Below are 18934 nucleotides of genomic sequence, written 5' to 3'. Positions count from 1 at the left end.
TCAATAGCCCGCGCCATCCTGAAAAATAGCCCCATCCTGCTTTTGGATGAAGCAACAGCGTCCCTTGACATCGAGAACGAACTGGCAGTAAAGCAGGCCATCGCCAATCTGCTGAAAGAGAAAAAGACTGTGGTAATGATTGCTCATACCCTTTCCATCGTCAAAAATGCAGATCAAATCCTTGTGGTATCTGACGGAAAGATTGCTGAAGCTGGTACTCACGATGAATTGCTGGCTAAAGGCGGAAAATATGCTGCTATGTGGAACGCAGAGCAAAAAATATCGGCTTGATAGAAGCTAAAGAAGAATAATTGCATAGCGCATGAACCTGCCCCAACTACGGGGAAAGAAAAAAACCGCTGGCTGGGGTAGGTGATTTGCGCGCCTATTTTAAGTTATTATCCTAACGGCGGTTTTGAAAAATCAGAGCCGCCGTTTCTTGCGTATACCTAGAAGGAATCTTTCGCATCTATCCACATTTGCATCGTTCCATCAAGATACAATCTTGCATACTCAAGTGGTTCATCAATGGCAAGTGCGTTTAATGCACAGTCAGATCCGGGAGTAGTTGTTAAATTCTTCTCCGCTTCCCAGCAGTCAATGCGGAGCATATAGCCAGCAGAAGAATAAACATCAATGCTGTCGCGTTGTGGATTGTATTCTGCAAATATCGTTCTCATCGTATCAAATCTCCTTATCGTTCAATCAATCATTTGTTGCAAAAATCAGAAGCATTTCAATCAGTTCACCATGTCACTTTTATTTTGTGTTATACTGTTTTATAAGATTTTCTTTCTCTTGTTTTTTCCCTTATCAGAGTTCGTAAACACTCATGGGACAATATAATACAAGGGAAACAATAAGGGAAAGCTCACCTGCGACAAACTTAGTGTTTTCAAGGGATTGAGAGATATTTGACAATAAAATATAACAGTTATTAAATCCCTTTGAATATATGAAATCTCAATTCAAGTTTGTTAAATTGGAAAATTTAAATTTAACGCTTGAAAAAAGGAGAAATAAACATGGCAAAGAAAGAAGAAAGATTTGAAGTTACATTTAGAGACGGAAGTCAGCTTAAGGATGAAGGAGTTCGCCAAATCCTTGTAGATAAGGAGACTGGGGTTAACTATCTTTGTTGGAAATCTGGATATGGAGCGGCTATTACACCTCTTCTGGATTCAGAAGGAAAAGTCATAGTTACAAAGTAAAATCGAAAGTTGTAGTAAAGGAGGTTTACAATGGGGTTTTGGATTTTTATGTTGATTATGGATTTGCTTCTTCCATTTACGATGATTGGTTTTGGAAGATATTTTATGAAAAAGGCTCCAAAGGAAATAAATTCAGTATTTGGATATCGGACTTCGATGTCTATGAAGAACAAAGACACATGGGAATTTGCTCATAAATATTGTGGTAAAGTTTGGTATGTCTGTGGAATGGTTATGTTGCCGATAACAGTAATATTCATGCTTTTAGTAATTGGAAAAAATGAAGATTGTGTTGGGAGTATAGGAGGAATTATCTGTGGTGTTCAACTTATTCCTTTAATTGGATCTATTCTCCCAACAGAAATAGCATTAAAAAAGAATTTTGATAAGAATGGAACAAGACGATAAATTCCTGTTTTTGAAACTGGAAAATCGGAAGCTGAGGAGATAGACTATTGAGAACATATGAGAATAAAGACGAGCTTAAAAACGAGATAAATAAAAGCTTTGCAAAATATATTTCAGAATTTAATGATATTCCGGAGCATTTAAAAGATAAGAGAATTGATGAGATCGATCGAACTCCGGCAGAAAATCTTGCTTATCAGGTTGGCTGGACAACTCTTGTTATTAAATGGGAATCAGACGAAAGAAAGGGTATTCCTGTTAAAACTCCTTCGGATAATTTTAAGTGGAATCAGCTTGGCGAATTATATCAATGGTTCACAGATACATATGCTCAGCTGTCACTGCAAGAATTGAAAGACAGATTGAATGAGAATATCAACTCTATTTATGCAATGATTGATTCTCTGAGTGAGGAAGAATTATTTAAACCACATATGAGAAAATGGGCTGACGAAGCAACTAAAACAGCTGTCTGGGAAGTATACAAATTCATACATGTTAATACAGTTGCTCCGTTCGGAACCTTTAGAACCAAGATTAGAAAATGGAAAAAGATTGCACTATAACTTCAAGTTTACAGAACTGAATCAAAAGAGCTCGAAGGAGCTCTTTTTCCTTTTTTATAATAGTATCATTATGGTATAATAGAGACATTAAAATCGGTATTTAACGAGGAGGTAATGATTATGAGTAGAAATATAAAAGGTGGTTTTTTAACCTTAAGTAGTGTTGTTGGTATTGTAGGAATGATAATAGCGGCAATGCAAAATCCAGCAACTGCATGGGTAACGCCACCTGGAAGAATGATTATAAGTATTTTAGAAAATGGATTATTGATTCCTACGGTTTTATTCCTTGTTCTTTTTATCTATGGATTGTATATTCTCCTAACGGAGAAAAACGATTGAGCAATACCGGTTTGTCGAATTAAGAAAACCGGTATTTGTGGAGGAGGAATTCTGTAATGAGATTTTTTGAAAATACCCGTAAGCCACAAGGCTTCGGCGGAAAGTTGATGACGAAGATGATGAACAGCGGTCACGCCAAATTATCGCAATGGGGATTCTCAAATATCTCCGCGAAGTCTGATGCTGAAGTTCTGGACGTCGGCTGTGGCGGCGGAGCAAATATTGCGGTCTGGCTTGATAGATGTAGAAATGGCCACGTGACAGGAATGGATTATTCTGAGGTTAGTGTGGCGGAATCTCAAAAATTGAACGCCCTCGCCATTAAACAAGGGAAATGTAATGTAGTTCAAGGAGATGTATCTGCTATACCCTTTTCTGATGCGACTTTTGATTATGTTTCTGCCTTCGAAACAGTTTACTTTTGGCCAGGATTAGTAAAATGCTTTTCCGAGGTCAACCGTGTGCTGAAAAGCGAAGGTATATTCCTGATTTGTAACGAGAGTGACGGAACGAATGCCACAGATGAAAAATGGACAAAGATGATCAATGGTATGAAGATTTACACATCTAAACAACTTGTTGCCGCTTTGAAAGAAGCGGGTTTTACAGAGATCAAAACGTATTCAAATGCAAAAAATCATTGGATAAGTATTGTTGCAACGAAATAGCCAAATTTGAATTTGACGAGAGGGCAAGAGAAAATAACTATGACCTGCTTTATAAAAATGAATGCCAGAACTGGCGCAACAAAATAAACCGGGTAAAAAATACCGCAGGCTTTCCGGCTGACCGTCTGGAAAAAATACAGGCTGCCTTTGCCGACTTTAAGAAAGAAGCATTACAGAGAAAAAAGGCTGTAAAAACAGGAACAGCCAGCCCGAAAGAATTTACGGACTGGCTGTATCAACAGAGTGATATTATTTTGAAATTAACTACCTTTTAAGTGATGTCTATACAAAAGATCATTCCTCCCTTATGGCAGACAAGATGCTTGTTTTCTTCAACTCGGATTTTGCGTATGCAGTGAAAATCAAATATATAACTGCTAAAACAACGACTAACGCCAGTAGAAACAGCCACGGCAATACCAACGTAATGCAATGGTTTACCGCATCCAATCGTCTACAAACAATTACACTTAAAATGCTTCCAAATACAAGAGCTATTACCAACGAACCTCCGAGGTAAATTCCAATCTCACGACTCAACATAGCTTTTAGCTGCTTCTGCGTTGCCCCAACAGCTTCCAGCAGACCAAATTCCCGTTTTCTGTTCTGAAAATCGACCATCAGCATATTCATAAGACTGATGCTTCCAAATGTAAACAGGATCGCCGCTGCCATATATAGTGCCTTTATCGACGAACTATACCGATACTGAATGTTTTTAATTGTCTGTTCAATCGTATTAACCGATATTTTACCGCTCTGCTCTGCAATTTCTTGAACCGCGCTTAGAACTTCATCAAAATGATTGGGAGTGATCTTGAGCGCCAAGATGCCAGTCTGATCTGTTATACCTGTCAGATTCTTTGCCATATCGTATGTCATCATAAAATACGGACTGCCTGGAACAACCGGATTGCGTTCCATCAAATCGGTCGGGTCATAGGTGCCTGCAACAACTGCGTTGATATTAAACGTGCTGCCATCGGGAGAACGCCCTTCCAACTGCAAGGTGTCGCCAACGCTCGCAATATTCTCTGCAACCAATATTCCGTTTCTTTCGGTCATATCATCGTAATCTGCCGTTCCAGACGATAAAACCGCTTGCTTTTCTGCCAGTTGTTCACGGTTCAGTGTCGGGAAATCATTCATGATACTTGTGAGAGAACCACTCCCGCCGGGGAAGGTAATGGACATATGGACGCAGTTAAATGCAGTTATTTTTTCTACTCCGGCAATGTTTTCCAAGTCATGCCGTAGTGTCTGGCTTTCAAGCGGGTTTTCTTCCAGTTGCAGCTTTGAACTTCCGTATGGCTCAGATTCTTTATCAAACGAACTGCCGACTTGATTTTTCACCTGCAAAAGAATACTGCCAGCAGGATAGTGTTTGAAAGTTGCCTGTTTTTCCGGATCAATAGAGCCTGCAACCGTAGATGCGCCCAGCAAAAGCGCACCGCTTACGCCCAGCATCACAAGCGTCAAAATAGCTTTTTGCCTGTTACGCTGGATATTGATTCTTGCGAGATTGTGGGGTGACAGATTGCGATGCAGCTTTGAACTGGCTTTTGCTTTCCCTGAATAAGCGAGGTATCTTGCACCCTCAATGGGAGAAGTATTCATTGCAACTCGAACTGGCTTGAAAATCGCAATATTCACCATTACAACACCTACTATGGCAATCAGCACCGCATAGATGGCAACCGTTTTGATTTGAAATCCCTTCGGATACACAATAAATCCAATCAACAAGCCAGCAATTAGTCCAAGAGGAATACCAGTAAAAGCATACCGGAGTCCTTCTTTTCTCACCATCCGTTTAATTTGCTTTTTTGTCATTCCGATTGTCCGTAGCTGACCAAACATCTGCACGTTCTTCGCAATCTTCGTGTAAAAGACCCCATACACAATCGTTGCAGCCAGCACCGCAGTCAATGCAGCCAGCAGAGGGATTGGGAGCTGGATGCCAGATTGAACAGCTCCGGTCATAACAGCAGAATACTCCGTGAGATATACCTGATCTTCCACAATGCCTGTGTTTTCAATGACTTTATCCGTAAAATCAAGAAGGGTTTCCGAGCGAATGGCATCTGTATTCAGCCGCGTATATGCTGTTACTTGAAGGTGATTCATTAAGCTCATGGCAAGTTCTTTGCTCAGATAGACGAAATAACCATCACTCTTGCTGCTTTCGCTCAAAATGCCGGAAAGCGTGTATTCTGCCTCATGCCCCGTGCCGGTTACATCAAAAGTAATGGTGTCACCGGGGTGATATGACTTCCCCAAAAAATCAATATAATTCTGTGGGAGCATGATCTCATTTGCCTTTTGCGGTGCTCTGCCCTGCAAAGATTTTTCTTCCTGATGCGTAAAATAATCTTCGCTTCCATAAGCGACCGTAATTGTTTTATTGCCTGAATAAAAAAGTCCGATTGCAGCATATTCGCCAATCCATTGAACATCTTTGTTTTGACGTAAACCGGATAACTGGTCATCTGTTATTCCCAGAATTGCAACCTGCGCTTTACTGCGCTGTGTATTCTTAAATTCTTCCTGTGCGCCTGCGGATATTAGAACGATTGAAAAAATCATGCAGACAGAAAGGGCAATCGTGAGAAGCAGAAAGGCTTTGCTTCGTTTGTCTGTTTTCATGCTCCGATTTGCCAGCTTTTTTATGATAGCGCTGGTATCATTTTCAAAAGGCCATGTCATAGCTTTCCACCTCCTTATTCCACAATCTTTCCATCCTCAATGCGGACAATCCGATCTGCAAGACGGGCTATGTCGTTGTTGTGGGTAATCATCACGACAGTTTGCCGGAACTCCGCACTGGTACGCTTGATAAGTCCCAGCACCTCGGCGCTGGTCTTGCTGTCAAGGTTGCCGGTCGGCTCGTCAGCCAGTACAATAGCCGGTTTGGTAATCAGGGCGCGGGCAATCGCCACACGCTGCTGCTGTCCGCCGGAGAGATTGTTCGGCATATTTTTCAGTTTATCTTCCAGCCCCAACAAGTGAACGATCTCGTCCAAAAACTTCTGATCCACCGTGTCCCCGTCCAGCTCCACCGGCAGGACGATGTTCTCATACACATTCAGGATGGGAACAAGGTTATAGTTCTGAAAGATAAAGCCGATGTTGCGGCGGCGGAAGATAGTAAGCTGTTCATCGTTCATTTTCGACAGTTCTTTGTCCCGGACAATCACATTGCCGGAAGTGGGTGTGTCCAGCCCTCCCATCATGTGAAGTAAGGTGGATTTGCCGCTGCCAGATGTTCCCACAATAGCCACAAACTCGCCGTCCTCCACGGAGAAGTTCACACCGTCAAGGGCGTGGGTAATGTTCGGCTTTGTGCCATAATACTTTTTCAGGTCGATAGTCTGTAAAACGCTCATATTCAAAACTCCTTTCAAGGCTTCCTGCCTGTTGATAAGGGTATTATAAAACCCAAATGTCCGCGAAATGTTACAGCGGCCAAAAAATTTCATTGAAAATCGGGGTGAAATGTTACAACGCTCGGACATTTCAAAAAAATTTACGGCGGGCAGCCGAAAATGGCCGTCCGCCGCGTTCTATTTTGTAGGCAGCATAATAGAAAATTCCGAACCCTTGCCCAGCTCCGAAACCACTTTGATATAGCCGCCCTGCCGCGTTACGATCTCGCGGGCCAGATACAGGCCAATGCCCACGCCCTGCTGTTCGTGTACTTCTTCCTCACGATAAAAGCGTCGGAAGATGGCAGCCTGATTGCTTTCGGAAATGCCCTTGCCGGTGTCGGTCACTTTGATCTCCACATACATTTCCCACTGAACCACTGATACAGAAATCTTTCCACCTGACGGAGTGTATTTTACTGCATTGTCCAGCAGATTGAAAAGGGCTTCGCTTGTCCACTTGCTGTCATGGGAGATTATCAAATTTTCCGGGCAATCCACGGATACAGCAATTTCTTTTTTCTCTGCGGCATATACAATACTGCTCATAGCTTGTGCAAGCGTATGGAAAAAGCTGCTGTCTTTCTTTTCTAATCGTATTGCTCCGGTTTCTAACCGGGATGTTTTAACCAGTGCTTGGAACAGAAAATCCAGTTTATCAGTCTGACTGCGTATGCCTTGCAAAAAGTCCATCCGTTCTTCTTCTGAAACAGGCTTTGTTAAAAGTGTGTCCGTTACCATTTGCAAATTGCTGACAGGTGTTTTGACTTGATGCGAAATATCAGAAATCAGCATTTGAAGCTCCTGTCGTTCCATGTCTACCTTGTGCCGATTTTCCTGCATAATCTCATACAACCGGATTAAGCGGTGGTTGATACGGGCAAAAAGAGTTTCACTATCATTTGACTTTTGTAATTCCTCGTTTCCATCAATCATGTTGTCCAGCGTCCGGCACAAATTAGAAGTAAAATGAGAAAGGCGTTTTCCAAAAAACAGCACCAATAGCCAAATCCAGAAAAATGCACAGAGTGTCAATGTTCCACCTGCTATGAAAATTCGTATATCCTGCATTGTACCGCCGAGAATACCGGTAATTACCAGCATAGAGAAAACCATGCCAGCACTAATCAGTCTACAAATTTTCTTAGCAGAAAGGTTATTCAGTTTCATTTCTTTTCGCCTCCTGTCCATTGATAACCCATACCGTAAACCGTTTTGATATATGTGTCGCCATCCGCTTCAATCTTACTGCGAATGCGGCTGATAGAAGTAGTAAGGGTATGTTCATCTACATATTTTTCATCAATGTCCCACAGCCTTTCCAAAAGTTGTTGGCGGGTAAGTACCTGCTTCGGATTTTTAAGAAATAGGTTCAGCATTTTATATTCCATCGCAGAAAGCGCTAATGGTTTCCCGTTCAAGCTTGCAAATTGTTCCGAAAAATCCAGAAACAGGCTGCCATCCTCGTAAATATCCTTAGCTGGTTTGTGATGTTCCAACATAGCGAACATGGCTTTGATCTTTCGCTGCAAAGCACTAATCGAAAAAGGTTTCGTGATATAATCCACTGCACCAGCTTCATATCCTCGTATCTGATCGCTTTCCTGATCGTTGGCAGTTAGAAATATAACTACTGTATCAGGATGCTCTGGCTTGATAAGACGGCATAGGTCATAACCATTTCCGTCTGGTAAATTTATATCCAGCAATACCAAATCAAAAATGTTTGTTTTTAATGATTCAGCGGCTGTCCTTGCATTCAGAACAGAAGTTATTGTGTAACCGTCCAATTCCAAATTATAAGTAAGCGTTTTATTCAAAAGATTATCGTCTTCGACAATTAAAATCTGCTTCATATTGTCACTTCCTTTTCTTTTTGCAGATAGTATAACAGGCAAATGTCCGAGAATTGTTACAAGGACAAATATATTTTTCATTTTACAGCTTTTTTCTGTGTACTGCAATTTTATAAAAGAAAGGACAGCAGTGTCAAATTGCTGTCCTTAACGAACATATTTAATGAAACATCGGAACCATCTTCTTTTTGTTGTCTACCTATAATAACGATTGGAGTAATCGATTATAGACACTGCAATCAAAAAAATCTGAAAATATATTTATCAACATTACATAAAAATGTGTAGATGCACATAAAATAGGAATACATATTGAAATTCAGGTCGTTCTGTGATAGAATCTCATTACTAAAAAGTGTGTAGGTGCACGGAAATGGGGAGTGTAACGATGGAGATTAAAAGAGACGCTTACCTACAGCAGCTGATCGAGCGAAAAGATAATGGAATGATAAAGGTGATTACCGGCATTCGTAGATGTGGCAAATCCTTTTTGCTGTTTACCATCTTTAAGAGATACTTACTGGAGAACGGCGTTGATGTTGATCATATTATTGAAATTGCATTGGATGGTATTGAGAACGAGGAATTAAGAGATCCCAAGGTATGCTTCAAGTACATCAAGGATGCCATGAAAGACGACGGGAAGTATTATCTCCTTTTGGATGAAGTGCAGTTCATGCCACGATTTGAGGAAGTGCTGAACAGCCTGCTCCGCATTAGCAATATTGATGTGTATGTCACCGGAAGTAATTCCAAGTTCCTGTCCAGCGACATTGTGACCGAATTCCGTGGCAGAGGTGATGAGATTAGAATCTACCCTCTCTCCTTTGCAGAGTTTTATTCTGTCTATGACGGCGATTATGATGATGCCTGGGATGACTACATGATCTACGGAGGATTGCCGCAGATCGTAAGTTTCCAGAGCGAACGACAGAAAGCGGACTATCTGAAGAACATCTTTGCAAATGTCTATCTGAAGGATGTTATTGAAAGAAATAAGATTCAGAACGTGGATGAGATTGGGATTCTGATTGATGTGCTTGCATCTGCAATCGGCGCACCGACCAACCCTTCAAAGATTGCCAATACCTTTGCCAGTGAGCGCCAGATGACTTATACTAATAAAACCATCTCCAAGCATATCGACCATTTGACAGATGCCTTTTTGATTTCCAAGGCAAGCCGATACGATATTAAGGGCAGAAAGTATATCGGTGCAAATCTGAAATACTACTTTACTGATCTGGGACTGAGAAATGCACGTCTGAATTTCAGACAGCAGGAGCCTACTCATATCATGGAGAACATTGTTTATAACGAGCTGCTGATCCGTGGCTACAATGTTGATGTGGGTGTCGTGGATATCTTCGATAAGGATAAAGAAGGCAAACGTGTTCGCAAGCAGTTGGAGGTTGACTTTGTGGTGAATCAAGGAAACCAGAGATACTATATCCAGGTTGCATATGACACGACTTCGGAAGAAAAACAGACGCAGGAGTTCAATTCTCTGCGTAATATCCCGGACTCTTTCAAGAAGATCGTCATTGTAAATGGCAGCAAAAAGCCTTGGAGAAATGATGAAGGTTTTGTCATCATGGGAATGAAGTATTTCTTGCTGAATGCGAATAGTCTGGAATTTTAAGTCGATTTGAGTTGTTGCTGTGGTGTTGTTCTATTTCAAAAAAGAGTGAAATGATATAAATAAGGCCACGTCTGATTTCATGTTGGAACAGCCGTGGCTCAGTTTATTTTTTTATCCGTACAAACGAGACTGTTCCGCAGATTATGTAGAACAGACAGAGTACGATTCCGATAGTGAGAACATACGAGAATAAAGATGAACTTAAGAACGAAATAAACAAAAGTTTGTTGAATTAAAAATGAAATAAAGTTCCAGTAATCATAGAGTGTATGGATTCAATTCCATATGCTTTTTTTCTTTACTGAAAAATTTAATGTTACGAGTTTCTTACGAGTGGTATTAAAAAATTCGCAAGAAGACTCGTAGGAAAAAAAGTAAAAAAATTTGCTTTTGACCACTGTAAAACATGCTCTGAGCGTTTCGTTATATGAAGGGATAATTTTTCTTTCATATTTCAAAGAAAAGAGGATAAAGAAATGTCAGAGAAAAGATGTTATACAGTTCAAGAGTTACAGGAAATCTTAGGAGTCAGCAGACCTACTATTTATAACCTTTTGAAGAAAAAGGAATTCCGGTGGATCCAGTTGGATGGCGGAAAGTATCGCATCTCTAAGAAGAGTTTCGATGACTGGCTCGATAACTTGGAATAGTAAAAAACAGGGTGTTGATCAGGCAGATTTTGTCTGCAATCGACATCCTAAATTTTTTTCTGGATATGAGATATGATATAAGAAAAAACACTAACACTAAAAAGACAGGAAGTGAAGAATAAATGGAAACAGCAATTATGAAACAAAAAGAAATTCCGGAAATGGACGATATTGAGGAAATCATTTCGAAGATTTCAGAAGAAAGTCCCTACAAACGGCGTCCAACACAAAAGAGGACCTGGATGACAGTGCCGGAAATGGGAAAGCTGCTGGGATTAAAAAAGACAGATCGATACTGGCTGGTGCATAAAAATGTTTTTGAATCAAAAGAGATTGCCGGAAAGATACGAATCAATATTGCCAGCTTTGAAAAATGGTACGCCAATCAGATTAAATATCATAAAGTTACCGGAGAAGAACCAGGGAAAGAATTAAAATCCTGGTCCTATTCGGTTAAGGAAGTTGCGGATCTGTTGGGTGTTGATGAGTATCTTGTTTATGAATTACTCAAGAAAAATCAAATGGAAACGGTTATTGTCGATTACTGGAAACGAATACCAAAAGAATCTTTTCAGAACTGGTATAAAAGCCAGTCCCGGTATCGAACAAAGGAAGACAGAGAAAAAGACGCTCTTCTGGAAGAGGCAACTATTACGATGCCTGAGATGGCACAGCTGCTTGGAACAACCAGAAGTGCAGTATATACAATTCTTGATAATCCAAAGTATAGTCATTTTTTTGAATTCATTGTGATTGCAGAAAAGAAAAGGATCACAAAAGAGAGTTTTCAAAAATTCCTGGAAGGTCAGGACCGGTATAAGCTGGATCCATCGAATGATTATGAAGAACTTGCACAGGAACAGAATATTGCCCTGGCTAATTTCCGGCGGAAGAAATTATCACAGACCGGAATACGAGGAAGCAATGGAAATATAAAGTATCTTACTTTTGATGAAGCTTCCTATCTGGCAAAGGTCAGCAGAAGCATGATCAACAAATGGGCGGATAAAGGAAAGTTCACAGTAATAAAAGTTGGCAGTCGAGTTAGGATCCTTCGGGATGAATTTGAGGACTGGATGGAACAAAGAGAATTGGAAAGGAGCATGCAATAATATGGCATCTATAAGAGAACGAAACGGAAAATTCAATGTAATCTATTCTTATACGAATGAAAAAGGTGAGAGGAAACAGAAGTGGGAAACCTATGAAACGAAAGCCGAAGCAAAGAGAAGAAAAAAAGAAATTGAATATAAAAAAGAGATGGGATCATTTGTCGTCCGTAAATGCAAAACACTGGACGAGCTTATTACAGAATATGTTGCACTTTATGGCAAAGAAAACTGGGCGCTTTCTACATATGAAGGAAATGTCTCTCTTATCAATAACTATATTCTTCCAATCATTGGTGATACGAAACTCTCAGAGATCAATACCAGATTCATCGAAAGATATTATCAGAGTCTTTTGAAGAGGCGTGCCGTTATCAATCCATTGAATAAAACCAGTCGAAATGAATTTGTATCGTCCAGTACGGTCAGGGATGTTAACAAGCTGCTTAGAAACTGTTTTGAACAGGCAGTGAAATGGGAACTGATGGAGAAGAATCCCTGTATTCATGCGACTGTACCAAAACATAAATCCCAAAAAAGAGATATCTGGGCAGCGGATACATTGATGTATGCTCTCAGTGTCTGTGAAGATGAGCGATTAAAACTCGCAATTAATCTATCTTTTTCATGTTCCTTACGACTTGGTGAGCTGCTTGGTCTTACCTGGGATTGTGTAGATATCTCTCCTGAGGCAATTGAAGAAAATCGCGCATATGTCTTCATCAATAAAGAATCACAGCGTATAAGAAAAGAATCTTTGAACGCACTGGATGGAAAAGATGTGTTGCTGGTATTCCCGACAAATCATAAGAAGAATTCTACGGTCCGTATTCTGAAAACACCAAAGACAGAAAGCAGTGTGCGTAAGATATTCTTACCAAAGAGTGTCGCTAATATGTTGGTAGACTGGAAAGCGGAACAGGATGAAATGAAAGAAATCCTTGGTGATGAATATATGGACTATAACCTGGTTATGGCAAGTACCTTTGGTCTTCCTCTCGGAGATGGAGCAATCCGTGGTCCTTTAAAGAAACTGATCGAGGACTATAATCTCCCACCGGTTGTATTTCACAGCTTTCGTCATAGCAGCGTTACTTATAAGCTGAAACTGAATGGTGGAGACATCAAGGCGGTACAGGGGGATTCCGGTCATGCTCAGGTCAATATGGTTACGGATGTGTACTCTCATATTCTGGATGATGACAGAAGAAAAAATGCAGAGCTTTTTGAAGAAGCATTTTATGAGAAAAAGAATCTGGATCCACAGATGCATGTACAGCAGGAAAATAATAATGCAACTGCTGCTGATGAAATCGATCCGGAATTTCTGGCAAAAGTATTGGCTAATCCAGAGATGCGGGCGTTGCTCAATTCACTGGCAAAGACGATGAAGTAATGAAAAATAGTGAAAAAATAGTGTAATTTTAGTGAAAAAAACAATTCGTAAAACGATATAATATATGGATGAAATGAGGATATTTATTGTGCATATGGATATTCTATCTCCATCAAATCTATTGAAATCTCCATCATTTGATGATAGAATGATGGAGATAAATCTGAAATGAAGGAGGTTCCTATGAGAAACTTTGATTTTATTGTAAGTCCTGCAAAGTTGTTAACACCTGAAATTGTTCAGATGGTTAGCAGCATCCATGAACATAAAGGCAAACAGGAATTATTTCTCGAAGCCAATGTAGATGAATTGAAAACACTCCTAGAAGTTGCATTGATTCAGAGTACGGGAGCATCCAACCGAATTGAAGGTATATTTACAAGCGATAAGCGTTTGGAAGAATTGGTAAGTCAAAAAGCAGAACCTCGCAACCGATCTGAGCAGGAAATTGCTGGTTATCGTGAGGTACTTTCCACAATTCACGAAGGCTATGAATATATTAATCCAAGACCGAACATTATTTTGCAGTTACATCGAGATCTGTACTCCTATTCACAGGGATCTGCTGGTGGAAGTTATAAGAATTCCGATAATGTAATTGCAGAAACAGATGCCGAGGGTCATCAGAAGGCACGTTTTATTCCAGTTCCCGCTTTTCAGACTGCTGAAGCGATGGAAGAACTTTGCGCACGCTTCCTTGAAGCATGGGAAGCTGACCGCATTGATAAACTGGTTTTGATTCCCATGTTCATTCTGGACTTCCTGTGCATCCATCCTTTCAATGACGGAAATGGTAGGATGAGCCGTTTGCTCACTTTACTGCTTTTTTATAAGGCGGGATACATCGTTGGAAAATATGTCAGTATGGAAATGCTGATTGAAAAGACAAAAGAAACATATTATGAAGCCCTTCAAGCAAGTTCTACTGGCTGGCATGAGTGCGAAAACAGCTATGAGCCTTTTGTTAAATATTATCTGGGTATCATGCTGAAAGCATACAATGAATTCGAAAGCCGTGTAGAGCATTTGAAGCATCGGAGTCTATCTAAGCCTGATAGAATTAAAGCGGTTATTGATAACAAGGTTGGTAAAATTACAAAGAAAGAAATCATGGAGCTTTGTCCTGATATAAGCAAAATTACCGTGGAAAGGACTTTGACGAATCTGGTTAAGAGTGGGTATATCGCAAAAGTTGGCGCAGGTCCATCTACTGGTTATGTCCGTGTTTAAAAATATGAAAACAGCTTATAAATTTGCCAGTCAAAAACGCATGGACAAACCGTCTCGTATGCGTTATATTATTTATAGACAAGAAAATATCTTGTACTTATGATAGGAAAGTTTAATTGAATACTGTTTACCATGATCGAACGTACGAAGCATGGTGGTCATATAACAGATGTCGATGGTAATATCAAGGCATTCCCCGATTATTAGCTGGAGCAAACAATCAGCTAACTTTCAGAGCTTTACAGAGCTTGACAGAGGGGGTATTCAGAATAACTCGAATTGAATCGGAAACAGTTTTATATAGTGTCCCACTTGGGTTTACCTTACCTCAGATTGACAGAGAGTGACAATAGGTTGGAGCTCTCCTAAGCGAGGGGTCGGAGGTTCAAATCCTCTTATGGACGTGCTTCAAAGCGTTCGAAAATGTTAGCTGGATTAGCCGACAACGAACGCTTTTGTTTTTTTCTAATCACGTTCGTGACACAAAATTCCATTCAAAATGATCAATTTCCGGCTAACATTTTAGTTTTGCTCTGTATTTGTACCACTCTATATAACGAAACGCTCAGATGCTGTTTTGCAGTAGGGGAAAAGAAAAAATATCCAAAAATTGATGATTAATGGTGAGCTTGTGATAGAATGGATAAAAGAGAAAAGCATAAAGGATGTAGTTGTGGAGAATATTTGTTATGATTAGAAAGTTGCTGAACGGAGATATCGATAGAGTTGCTGACATATGGTTAAAGACAAATCTGAAAGCACATTATTTTATTTCCAATCAATACTGGAAAAGTAATTATGAATTAGTGAAAGAAATGCTGTCACAATCCGAAGTTTATGTGTTTGAAGCAGATAAAATGATACAAGGATTTGTAGGACTAAATGATGAATATATCGAAGGTATTTTTGTCTCTGATGAAATGCAGTCATGTGGCATAGGTAAGCTTTTATTGGATTATATTAAGGATAAAAAAGTCAGCTTACGATTAAATGTATATCAGAAGAATGCCAGAGCAATTTCTTTTTACCAAAGAGAAGGGTTTATTATTCAATGTGAAGGTTTGGATGAAGATACTGGTGAAAAAGAGTACACTATGCTATGGAAACAAAAATAGAAATCGGAAGTTGTGGGAATAAAAAAATATGGAATTAAGACTATTGCGCTATTTTCTGACGGTGGCAAAAGAACAGAGCTTTACAAAAGCAGCAGAACAATTGCATATTACCCAGCCAACGCTATCCAGACAAATGGCGGCATTTGAAGAGGAGCTTGGAGTAACATTATTTATTCGAAGCGGGAAGAAAATTTCGCTTACTGAAGAGGGGATTTTATTAAAAAGGCGTGCCCTGGAGATCCTTAATCTTGAGGAAAAAACACTTGAGGAACTGAAAGGAAAAGAAGATGTTGTAGAGGGAAATATAACCATTGGATGCGGTGAATTTGCAGCGGTGGAGACATTGGCGGAGATATGTAAAACATATAAAGAAAAATACCCGCTGGTTCAGATTGTATTGCATACTGCAACAGCAGATGCAGTGTATGAGATGATGAACAAAGGACTTGTAGATATTGCATTATTCATGGAGCCGGTGGACACCGAAGGGCTGGATTATATCCGGATCACAGATTGCGATCACTGGTGTGTTGGAATGCGGCCGGATGATCCGCTGGCAGAAAAAGAGTTTATAAGAAAAGAAGATCTTATTGGAAAACCATTGATCCTGCCGGAAAGAGTAAATGTTCAAAGTGAACTTGCCAATTGGTTTGGAAAAGACTTTTCGAAACTGCAGATTGCTTTTACAAGTAATCTTGGAACGAATGCCGGAGTTATGGCAGCAAATGGACTGGGCTATCCGGTATCCATCGAAGGTGCTGCAAAGTATTGGCGGGAGGATATTCTTGTACAGCGAAGAATTTCTCCTGAAATCACAACAAGTACTGTGATTGCCTGGAGACGAAACATTCCATATTCTCTGGCGGTCAGTAAAATGATAGAAGAAATAAATGCTTTTCAGGCATAGAATGGAATTCAATATAAGCATTAGACATAATAAAAATATCAGGTATAAAATAGATGTATAAGAGAAATTCAAATCTTATACATCTATTTTTATACGAAAAATTCGCAAAGAAAGGGGATTTTTATTATGAGTAAAAATTTAGTCGCATTTTTCAGTGCAAGCGGGACAACAAAAAAAGTAGCAGAAATGATTGCAGAGGAAGCAAAAGCGGATTTATTTGAGATTGAGCCAAAAGTTCCATATACAAAGGCTGATCTTGACTGGATGAATAAAAAATCCCGCAGCAGTGTGGAAATGAGTGATAAGAAATACAGGCCGGAGATTATGAAGAAAAAGATGGATATGAGTTCTTATGATGAGATCCTTCTGGGATTCCCAATCTGGTGGTATGTAGCTCCGACAATTGTCAATACATTTTTGGAAGCCTATGATTTCAGTGGCAAAAAGATTGTGCTCTTTGCAACATCCGGTGGAAGTGGATTCGGTAATACTGTAAAGGAATTACAGCCATCTGCACCGGATGCGGTTATCACAGAAGGCAACCTGTTAAACCGTGGAACAAAACAGGAAATCAGTGAGTGGGTAAAATCTTTATAAATAACAGTGCTATGGAGGTATACAGAAAATGGGAAAAATAGTACAGACAGCAGGAAGAAATACACTTGGTGAATTCGCACCGGAATTTGCACATTTTAACGATGATGTACTTTTCGGCGAAAACTGGAATAACCAGGACATCGACGTAAAAACAAGAAGTATCATCACAGTGGTTGCTCTGATGGCTTCCGGAATTACAGATTCTTCTTTAAAATATCATCTTCAAAATGCAAAAAATCATGGTGTAACACAAAAAGAGATTGCCGCAGTAATCACACATGTCGCATTTTATGCAGGATGGCCAAAAGCATGGGCTGTTTTCAATCTTGCAAAGGAAGTGTGGGAGGCAGGTGAAGGAGATTTACCATACGAAGAGGAAGCAATGCGGGCGCATGCAAAAGAGATGGTATTTCCAATTGGTGCACCAAATGATGGCTTTGCACAGTATTTTTCTGGCAGAAGTTTTCTTGCACCGATTTCCACTTCTCAGGTTGGCATTTTCAACGTGACATTTGAACCCGGATGCAGGAATAATTGGCATATTCATCATGCAAAAAGCGGTGGCGGGCAGATCTTAGTATGTGTAGCCGGCCGAGGGTTTTATCAGGAAGAAGGCAGGGATGCGGTAGAAATGAAACCGGGTGACTGTATTAACATTCCGGTAGATGTAAAGCACTGGCATGGGGCCGCTCCGGATGAATGGTTTTCCCATCTGGCAATTGAGGTGCCGGGAGTGGATTGTTCCAATGAGTGGTGTGAGGCGGTATCGGAGAAAGAGTACGCTGGATTAAGATAAGGAGAGCACTATGGAATACGGTAAACTCGGAAATACAGATATAGAAGTGTCAAAATTATGTGTGGGCTGCATGAGTTTTGGGAAAGCTGGAACCATGCATGACTGGACGTTGGATGAAGCTGAAAGTGAGAATGTTATCAAGCATGCACTTGATTTGGGATATAATTTTTTTGATACAGCAAATGGATATTCAGCAGGAACAAGTGAGGAATATTTAGGTAAAGCATTGAAGAAAAATGTAGCGAGAAATCAGGTTGTGATTGCATCCAAGGTATATTTTAATGAAGGTCGTTTATCAAGACAGGCAATCATGAGGGAAATAGATGGAACTCTGTCACGTCTTGGAACCGACTATCTTGATTTATATATCATCCATAGATTTGACTATGATACACCAATTGAAGAAACTATGGAGGCACTGCACGATCTGGTAAAAGCAGGAAAGGTCAGGGCACTTGGTGCATCTGCCATGTATGGATATCAGTTTTATAATATGCAGTTAGCCGCAAGAGACAATGGATGGACACCATTTTCTGCGATGGAGAATCATTATAATTTGCTTTACAGAGAGGATGAGAGAGAATTGCTACCAATTTGTAAGCAAATGAAAGTTTCGTTAATGCCGTATAGCCCTCTTGCAGCCGGACATCTGGCAAGACCACAGTGGAAATCAGAGTCTCTTCGTGGAACCACGGATAGGGTTGCCATGGGAAAATATGATAAGACTGAAGCGGAAGACATGCAGATAGTTAAACGTGTAGCGGAGCTTGCCGAAAAGTATAACTGCAAAATGTCCCAGATAGCCATTGCATGGCAGTGGGCAAAGGGAATTCTATCGCCTATTATTGGGGCAACCAAAACGCAGTATCTGGATGATTCAGCCGGAGCATTTGACATTAAATTAACTGCCGAAGACCTTGCATATCTTGAAGAGCCATATGTTCCACATGAGATAGTTGGTGCAATTGATAAAAATCCGGCACAAGGTGTTATTTTGCTTGATGAAAAGAAATAAT

21 protein-coding genes and 1 pseudogene are annotated in these 18934 nt (G+C 40.1%); 17 read left to right on the top strand and 5 right to left on the bottom strand.

From position 1 onward, the window contains the following. A pseudogene (locus DWW77_RS16640) lies at positions 1 to 291 on the top strand (ABC transporter ATP-binding protein); the annotation flags it as partial. Positions 292 to 449: 158 nt separating this feature from the next. On the opposite strand, the gene DWW77_RS16635 reads toward DWW77_RS16640, so the two are convergent. Then, positions 450 to 680 carry a DUF6061 family protein gene (locus DWW77_RS16635; protein WP_118609158.1) on the bottom strand — a complete coding sequence of 77 codons (231 nt, stop codon included), beginning with the start codon at positions 678 to 680 and terminating at the stop codon, positions 450 to 452. Positions 681 to 1025: 345 nt separating this feature from the next. On the opposite strand from DWW77_RS16635, the gene DWW77_RS16630 reads away from it, so the two are divergent. From DWW77_RS16630 to DWW77_RS16605, 6 genes are all read left to right on the top strand, one after another. Next, the gene (locus tag DWW77_RS16630) at positions 1026 to 1211 is read left to right on the top strand and encodes a DUF6440 family protein (protein WP_005342831.1); all 186 of its coding nucleotides are present in this window, start codon (positions 1026 to 1028) and stop codon (positions 1209 to 1211) included. Positions 1212 to 1241: 30 nt separating this feature from the next. Continuing rightward, on the top strand, positions 1242 to 1619 hold the full coding sequence (locus DWW77_RS16625; RefSeq protein ID WP_003864540.1) for an SdpI family protein: 378 nt from the start codon (positions 1242 to 1244) through the stop codon (positions 1617 to 1619). A gap of 47 nt (positions 1620 to 1666) precedes the next feature. Next, positions 1667 to 2185 carry a ClbS/DfsB family four-helix bundle protein gene (locus DWW77_RS16620; RefSeq protein ID WP_002304342.1) on the top strand — a complete coding sequence of 173 codons (519 nt, stop codon included), beginning with the start codon at positions 1667 to 1669 and terminating at the stop codon, positions 2183 to 2185. A gap of 120 nt (positions 2186 to 2305) precedes the next feature. Next, complete coding sequence (locus DWW77_RS16615; protein ID WP_044960621.1) at positions 2306 to 2527, top strand: hypothetical protein; 222 nt, start codon at positions 2306 to 2308, stop codon at positions 2525 to 2527. A 56-nt stretch (positions 2528 to 2583) separates the two neighbouring features. Continuing rightward, the gene (locus tag DWW77_RS16610) at positions 2584 to 3195 is read left to right on the top strand and encodes a class I SAM-dependent methyltransferase (RefSeq protein WP_118521771.1); all 612 of its coding nucleotides are present in this window, start codon (positions 2584 to 2586) and stop codon (positions 3193 to 3195) included. After that, the gene (locus DWW77_RS16605) at positions 3168 to 3470 is read left to right on the top strand and encodes a hypothetical protein (RefSeq protein WP_502696237.1); all 303 of its coding nucleotides are present in this window, start codon (positions 3168 to 3170) and stop codon (positions 3468 to 3470) included. The genes DWW77_RS16610 and DWW77_RS16605 overlap by 28 nt, the downstream gene beginning before the upstream one ends. 19 nt (positions 3471 to 3489) lie before the next feature. Here DWW77_RS16605 and DWW77_RS16600 read toward each other — a convergent pair whose 3' ends face one another. The 4 genes from DWW77_RS16600 to DWW77_RS16585 form a co-directional block, all read right to left on the bottom strand. Next, complete coding sequence (locus DWW77_RS16600) at positions 3490 to 5901, bottom strand: ABC transporter permease (protein ID WP_118609157.1); 2412 nt, start codon at positions 5899 to 5901, stop codon at positions 3490 to 3492. A 14-nt stretch (positions 5902 to 5915) separates the two neighbouring features. Next, positions 5916 to 6581 carry an ABC transporter ATP-binding protein gene (locus DWW77_RS16595; protein WP_019162602.1) on the bottom strand — a complete coding sequence of 222 codons (666 nt, stop codon included), beginning with the start codon at positions 6579 to 6581 and terminating at the stop codon, positions 5916 to 5918. A 177-nt stretch (positions 6582 to 6758) separates the two neighbouring features. Beyond that, on the bottom strand, positions 6759 to 7790 hold the full coding sequence (locus DWW77_RS16590) for a sensor histidine kinase (RefSeq protein ID WP_118609156.1): 1032 nt from the start codon (positions 7788 to 7790) through the stop codon (positions 6759 to 6761). Next, complete coding sequence (locus DWW77_RS16585) at positions 7787 to 8476, bottom strand: response regulator transcription factor (RefSeq protein WP_019162604.1); 690 nt, start codon at positions 8474 to 8476, stop codon at positions 7787 to 7789. The genes DWW77_RS16590 and DWW77_RS16585 overlap by 4 nt, the downstream gene beginning before the upstream one ends. Before the next feature lie 388 nt (positions 8477 to 8864). On the opposite strand from DWW77_RS16585, the gene DWW77_RS16580 reads away from it, so the two are divergent. The 10 genes from DWW77_RS16580 (at position 8865) to DWW77_RS16530 (ending at position 18933) form a co-directional block, all read left to right on the top strand. Then, positions 8865 to 10118, top strand: a complete 1254-nt coding sequence (locus DWW77_RS16580; protein WP_118609155.1) for an ATP-binding protein — start codon at positions 8865 to 8867, stop codon at positions 10116 to 10118. Positions 10119 to 10594: 476 nt separating this feature from the next. Beyond that, positions 10595 to 10768 carry a helix-turn-helix domain-containing protein gene (locus DWW77_RS16575; protein ID WP_118609154.1) on the top strand — a complete coding sequence of 58 codons (174 nt, stop codon included), beginning with the start codon at positions 10595 to 10597 and terminating at the stop codon, positions 10766 to 10768. Between the two features lie 122 nt (positions 10769 to 10890). Further along, positions 10891 to 11880 carry a helix-turn-helix domain-containing protein gene (locus DWW77_RS16570; RefSeq protein ID WP_118609153.1) on the top strand — a complete coding sequence of 330 codons (990 nt, stop codon included), beginning with the start codon at positions 10891 to 10893 and terminating at the stop codon, positions 11878 to 11880. 1 nt (position 11881) lies between these two features. Further along, on the top strand, positions 11882 to 13273 hold the full coding sequence (locus tag DWW77_RS16565; protein ID WP_182431237.1) for a site-specific integrase: 1392 nt from the start codon (positions 11882 to 11884) through the stop codon (positions 13271 to 13273). Positions 13274 to 13456: 183 nt separating this feature from the next. Then, complete coding sequence (locus DWW77_RS16560) at positions 13457 to 14503, top strand: Fic family protein (RefSeq protein ID WP_330423101.1); 1047 nt, start codon at positions 13457 to 13459, stop codon at positions 14501 to 14503. A 689-nt stretch (positions 14504 to 15192) separates the two neighbouring features. Continuing rightward, the gene (locus DWW77_RS16550) at positions 15193 to 15618 is read left to right on the top strand and encodes a GNAT family N-acetyltransferase (protein WP_055221202.1); all 426 of its coding nucleotides are present in this window, start codon (positions 15193 to 15195) and stop codon (positions 15616 to 15618) included. Between the two features lie 28 nt (positions 15619 to 15646). Continuing rightward, on the top strand, positions 15647 to 16525 hold the full coding sequence (locus DWW77_RS16545) for a LysR family transcriptional regulator (RefSeq protein WP_021650153.1): 879 nt from the start codon (positions 15647 to 15649) through the stop codon (positions 16523 to 16525). 126 nt (positions 16526 to 16651) lie between these two features. Then, entirely contained in the window at positions 16652 to 17122 is a 471-nt protein-coding gene (locus DWW77_RS16540; protein WP_118368770.1) for a flavodoxin, read from the top strand. Positions 17123 to 17150: 28 nt separating this feature from the next. Then, positions 17151 to 17918: a carboxymuconolactone decarboxylase family protein gene (locus DWW77_RS16535; protein ID WP_015526521.1), complete on the top strand. Its 768-nt coding sequence runs from the start codon at positions 17151 to 17153 to the stop codon at positions 17916 to 17918. A 10-nt stretch (positions 17919 to 17928) separates the two neighbouring features. Continuing rightward, positions 17929 to 18933, top strand: coding sequence for an aldo/keto reductase (locus DWW77_RS16530; protein WP_021650152.1), 1005 nt, complete (start codon positions 17929 to 17931; stop codon positions 18931 to 18933). The last annotated feature ends 1 nt before the right edge of the window (position 18934 follow it).

Origin of the sequence: Ruminococcus sp. AF17-12 (assembly GCF_003479245.1) — a bacterium.
Classification (GTDB): Bacteria; Bacillota; Clostridia; order Lachnospirales; family Lachnospiraceae; genus Blautia_A; species Blautia_A fusiformis.
Note: the sequence above shows the minus strand (reverse complement) of the source record. Positions and strands in the feature narration are given on the sequence as shown.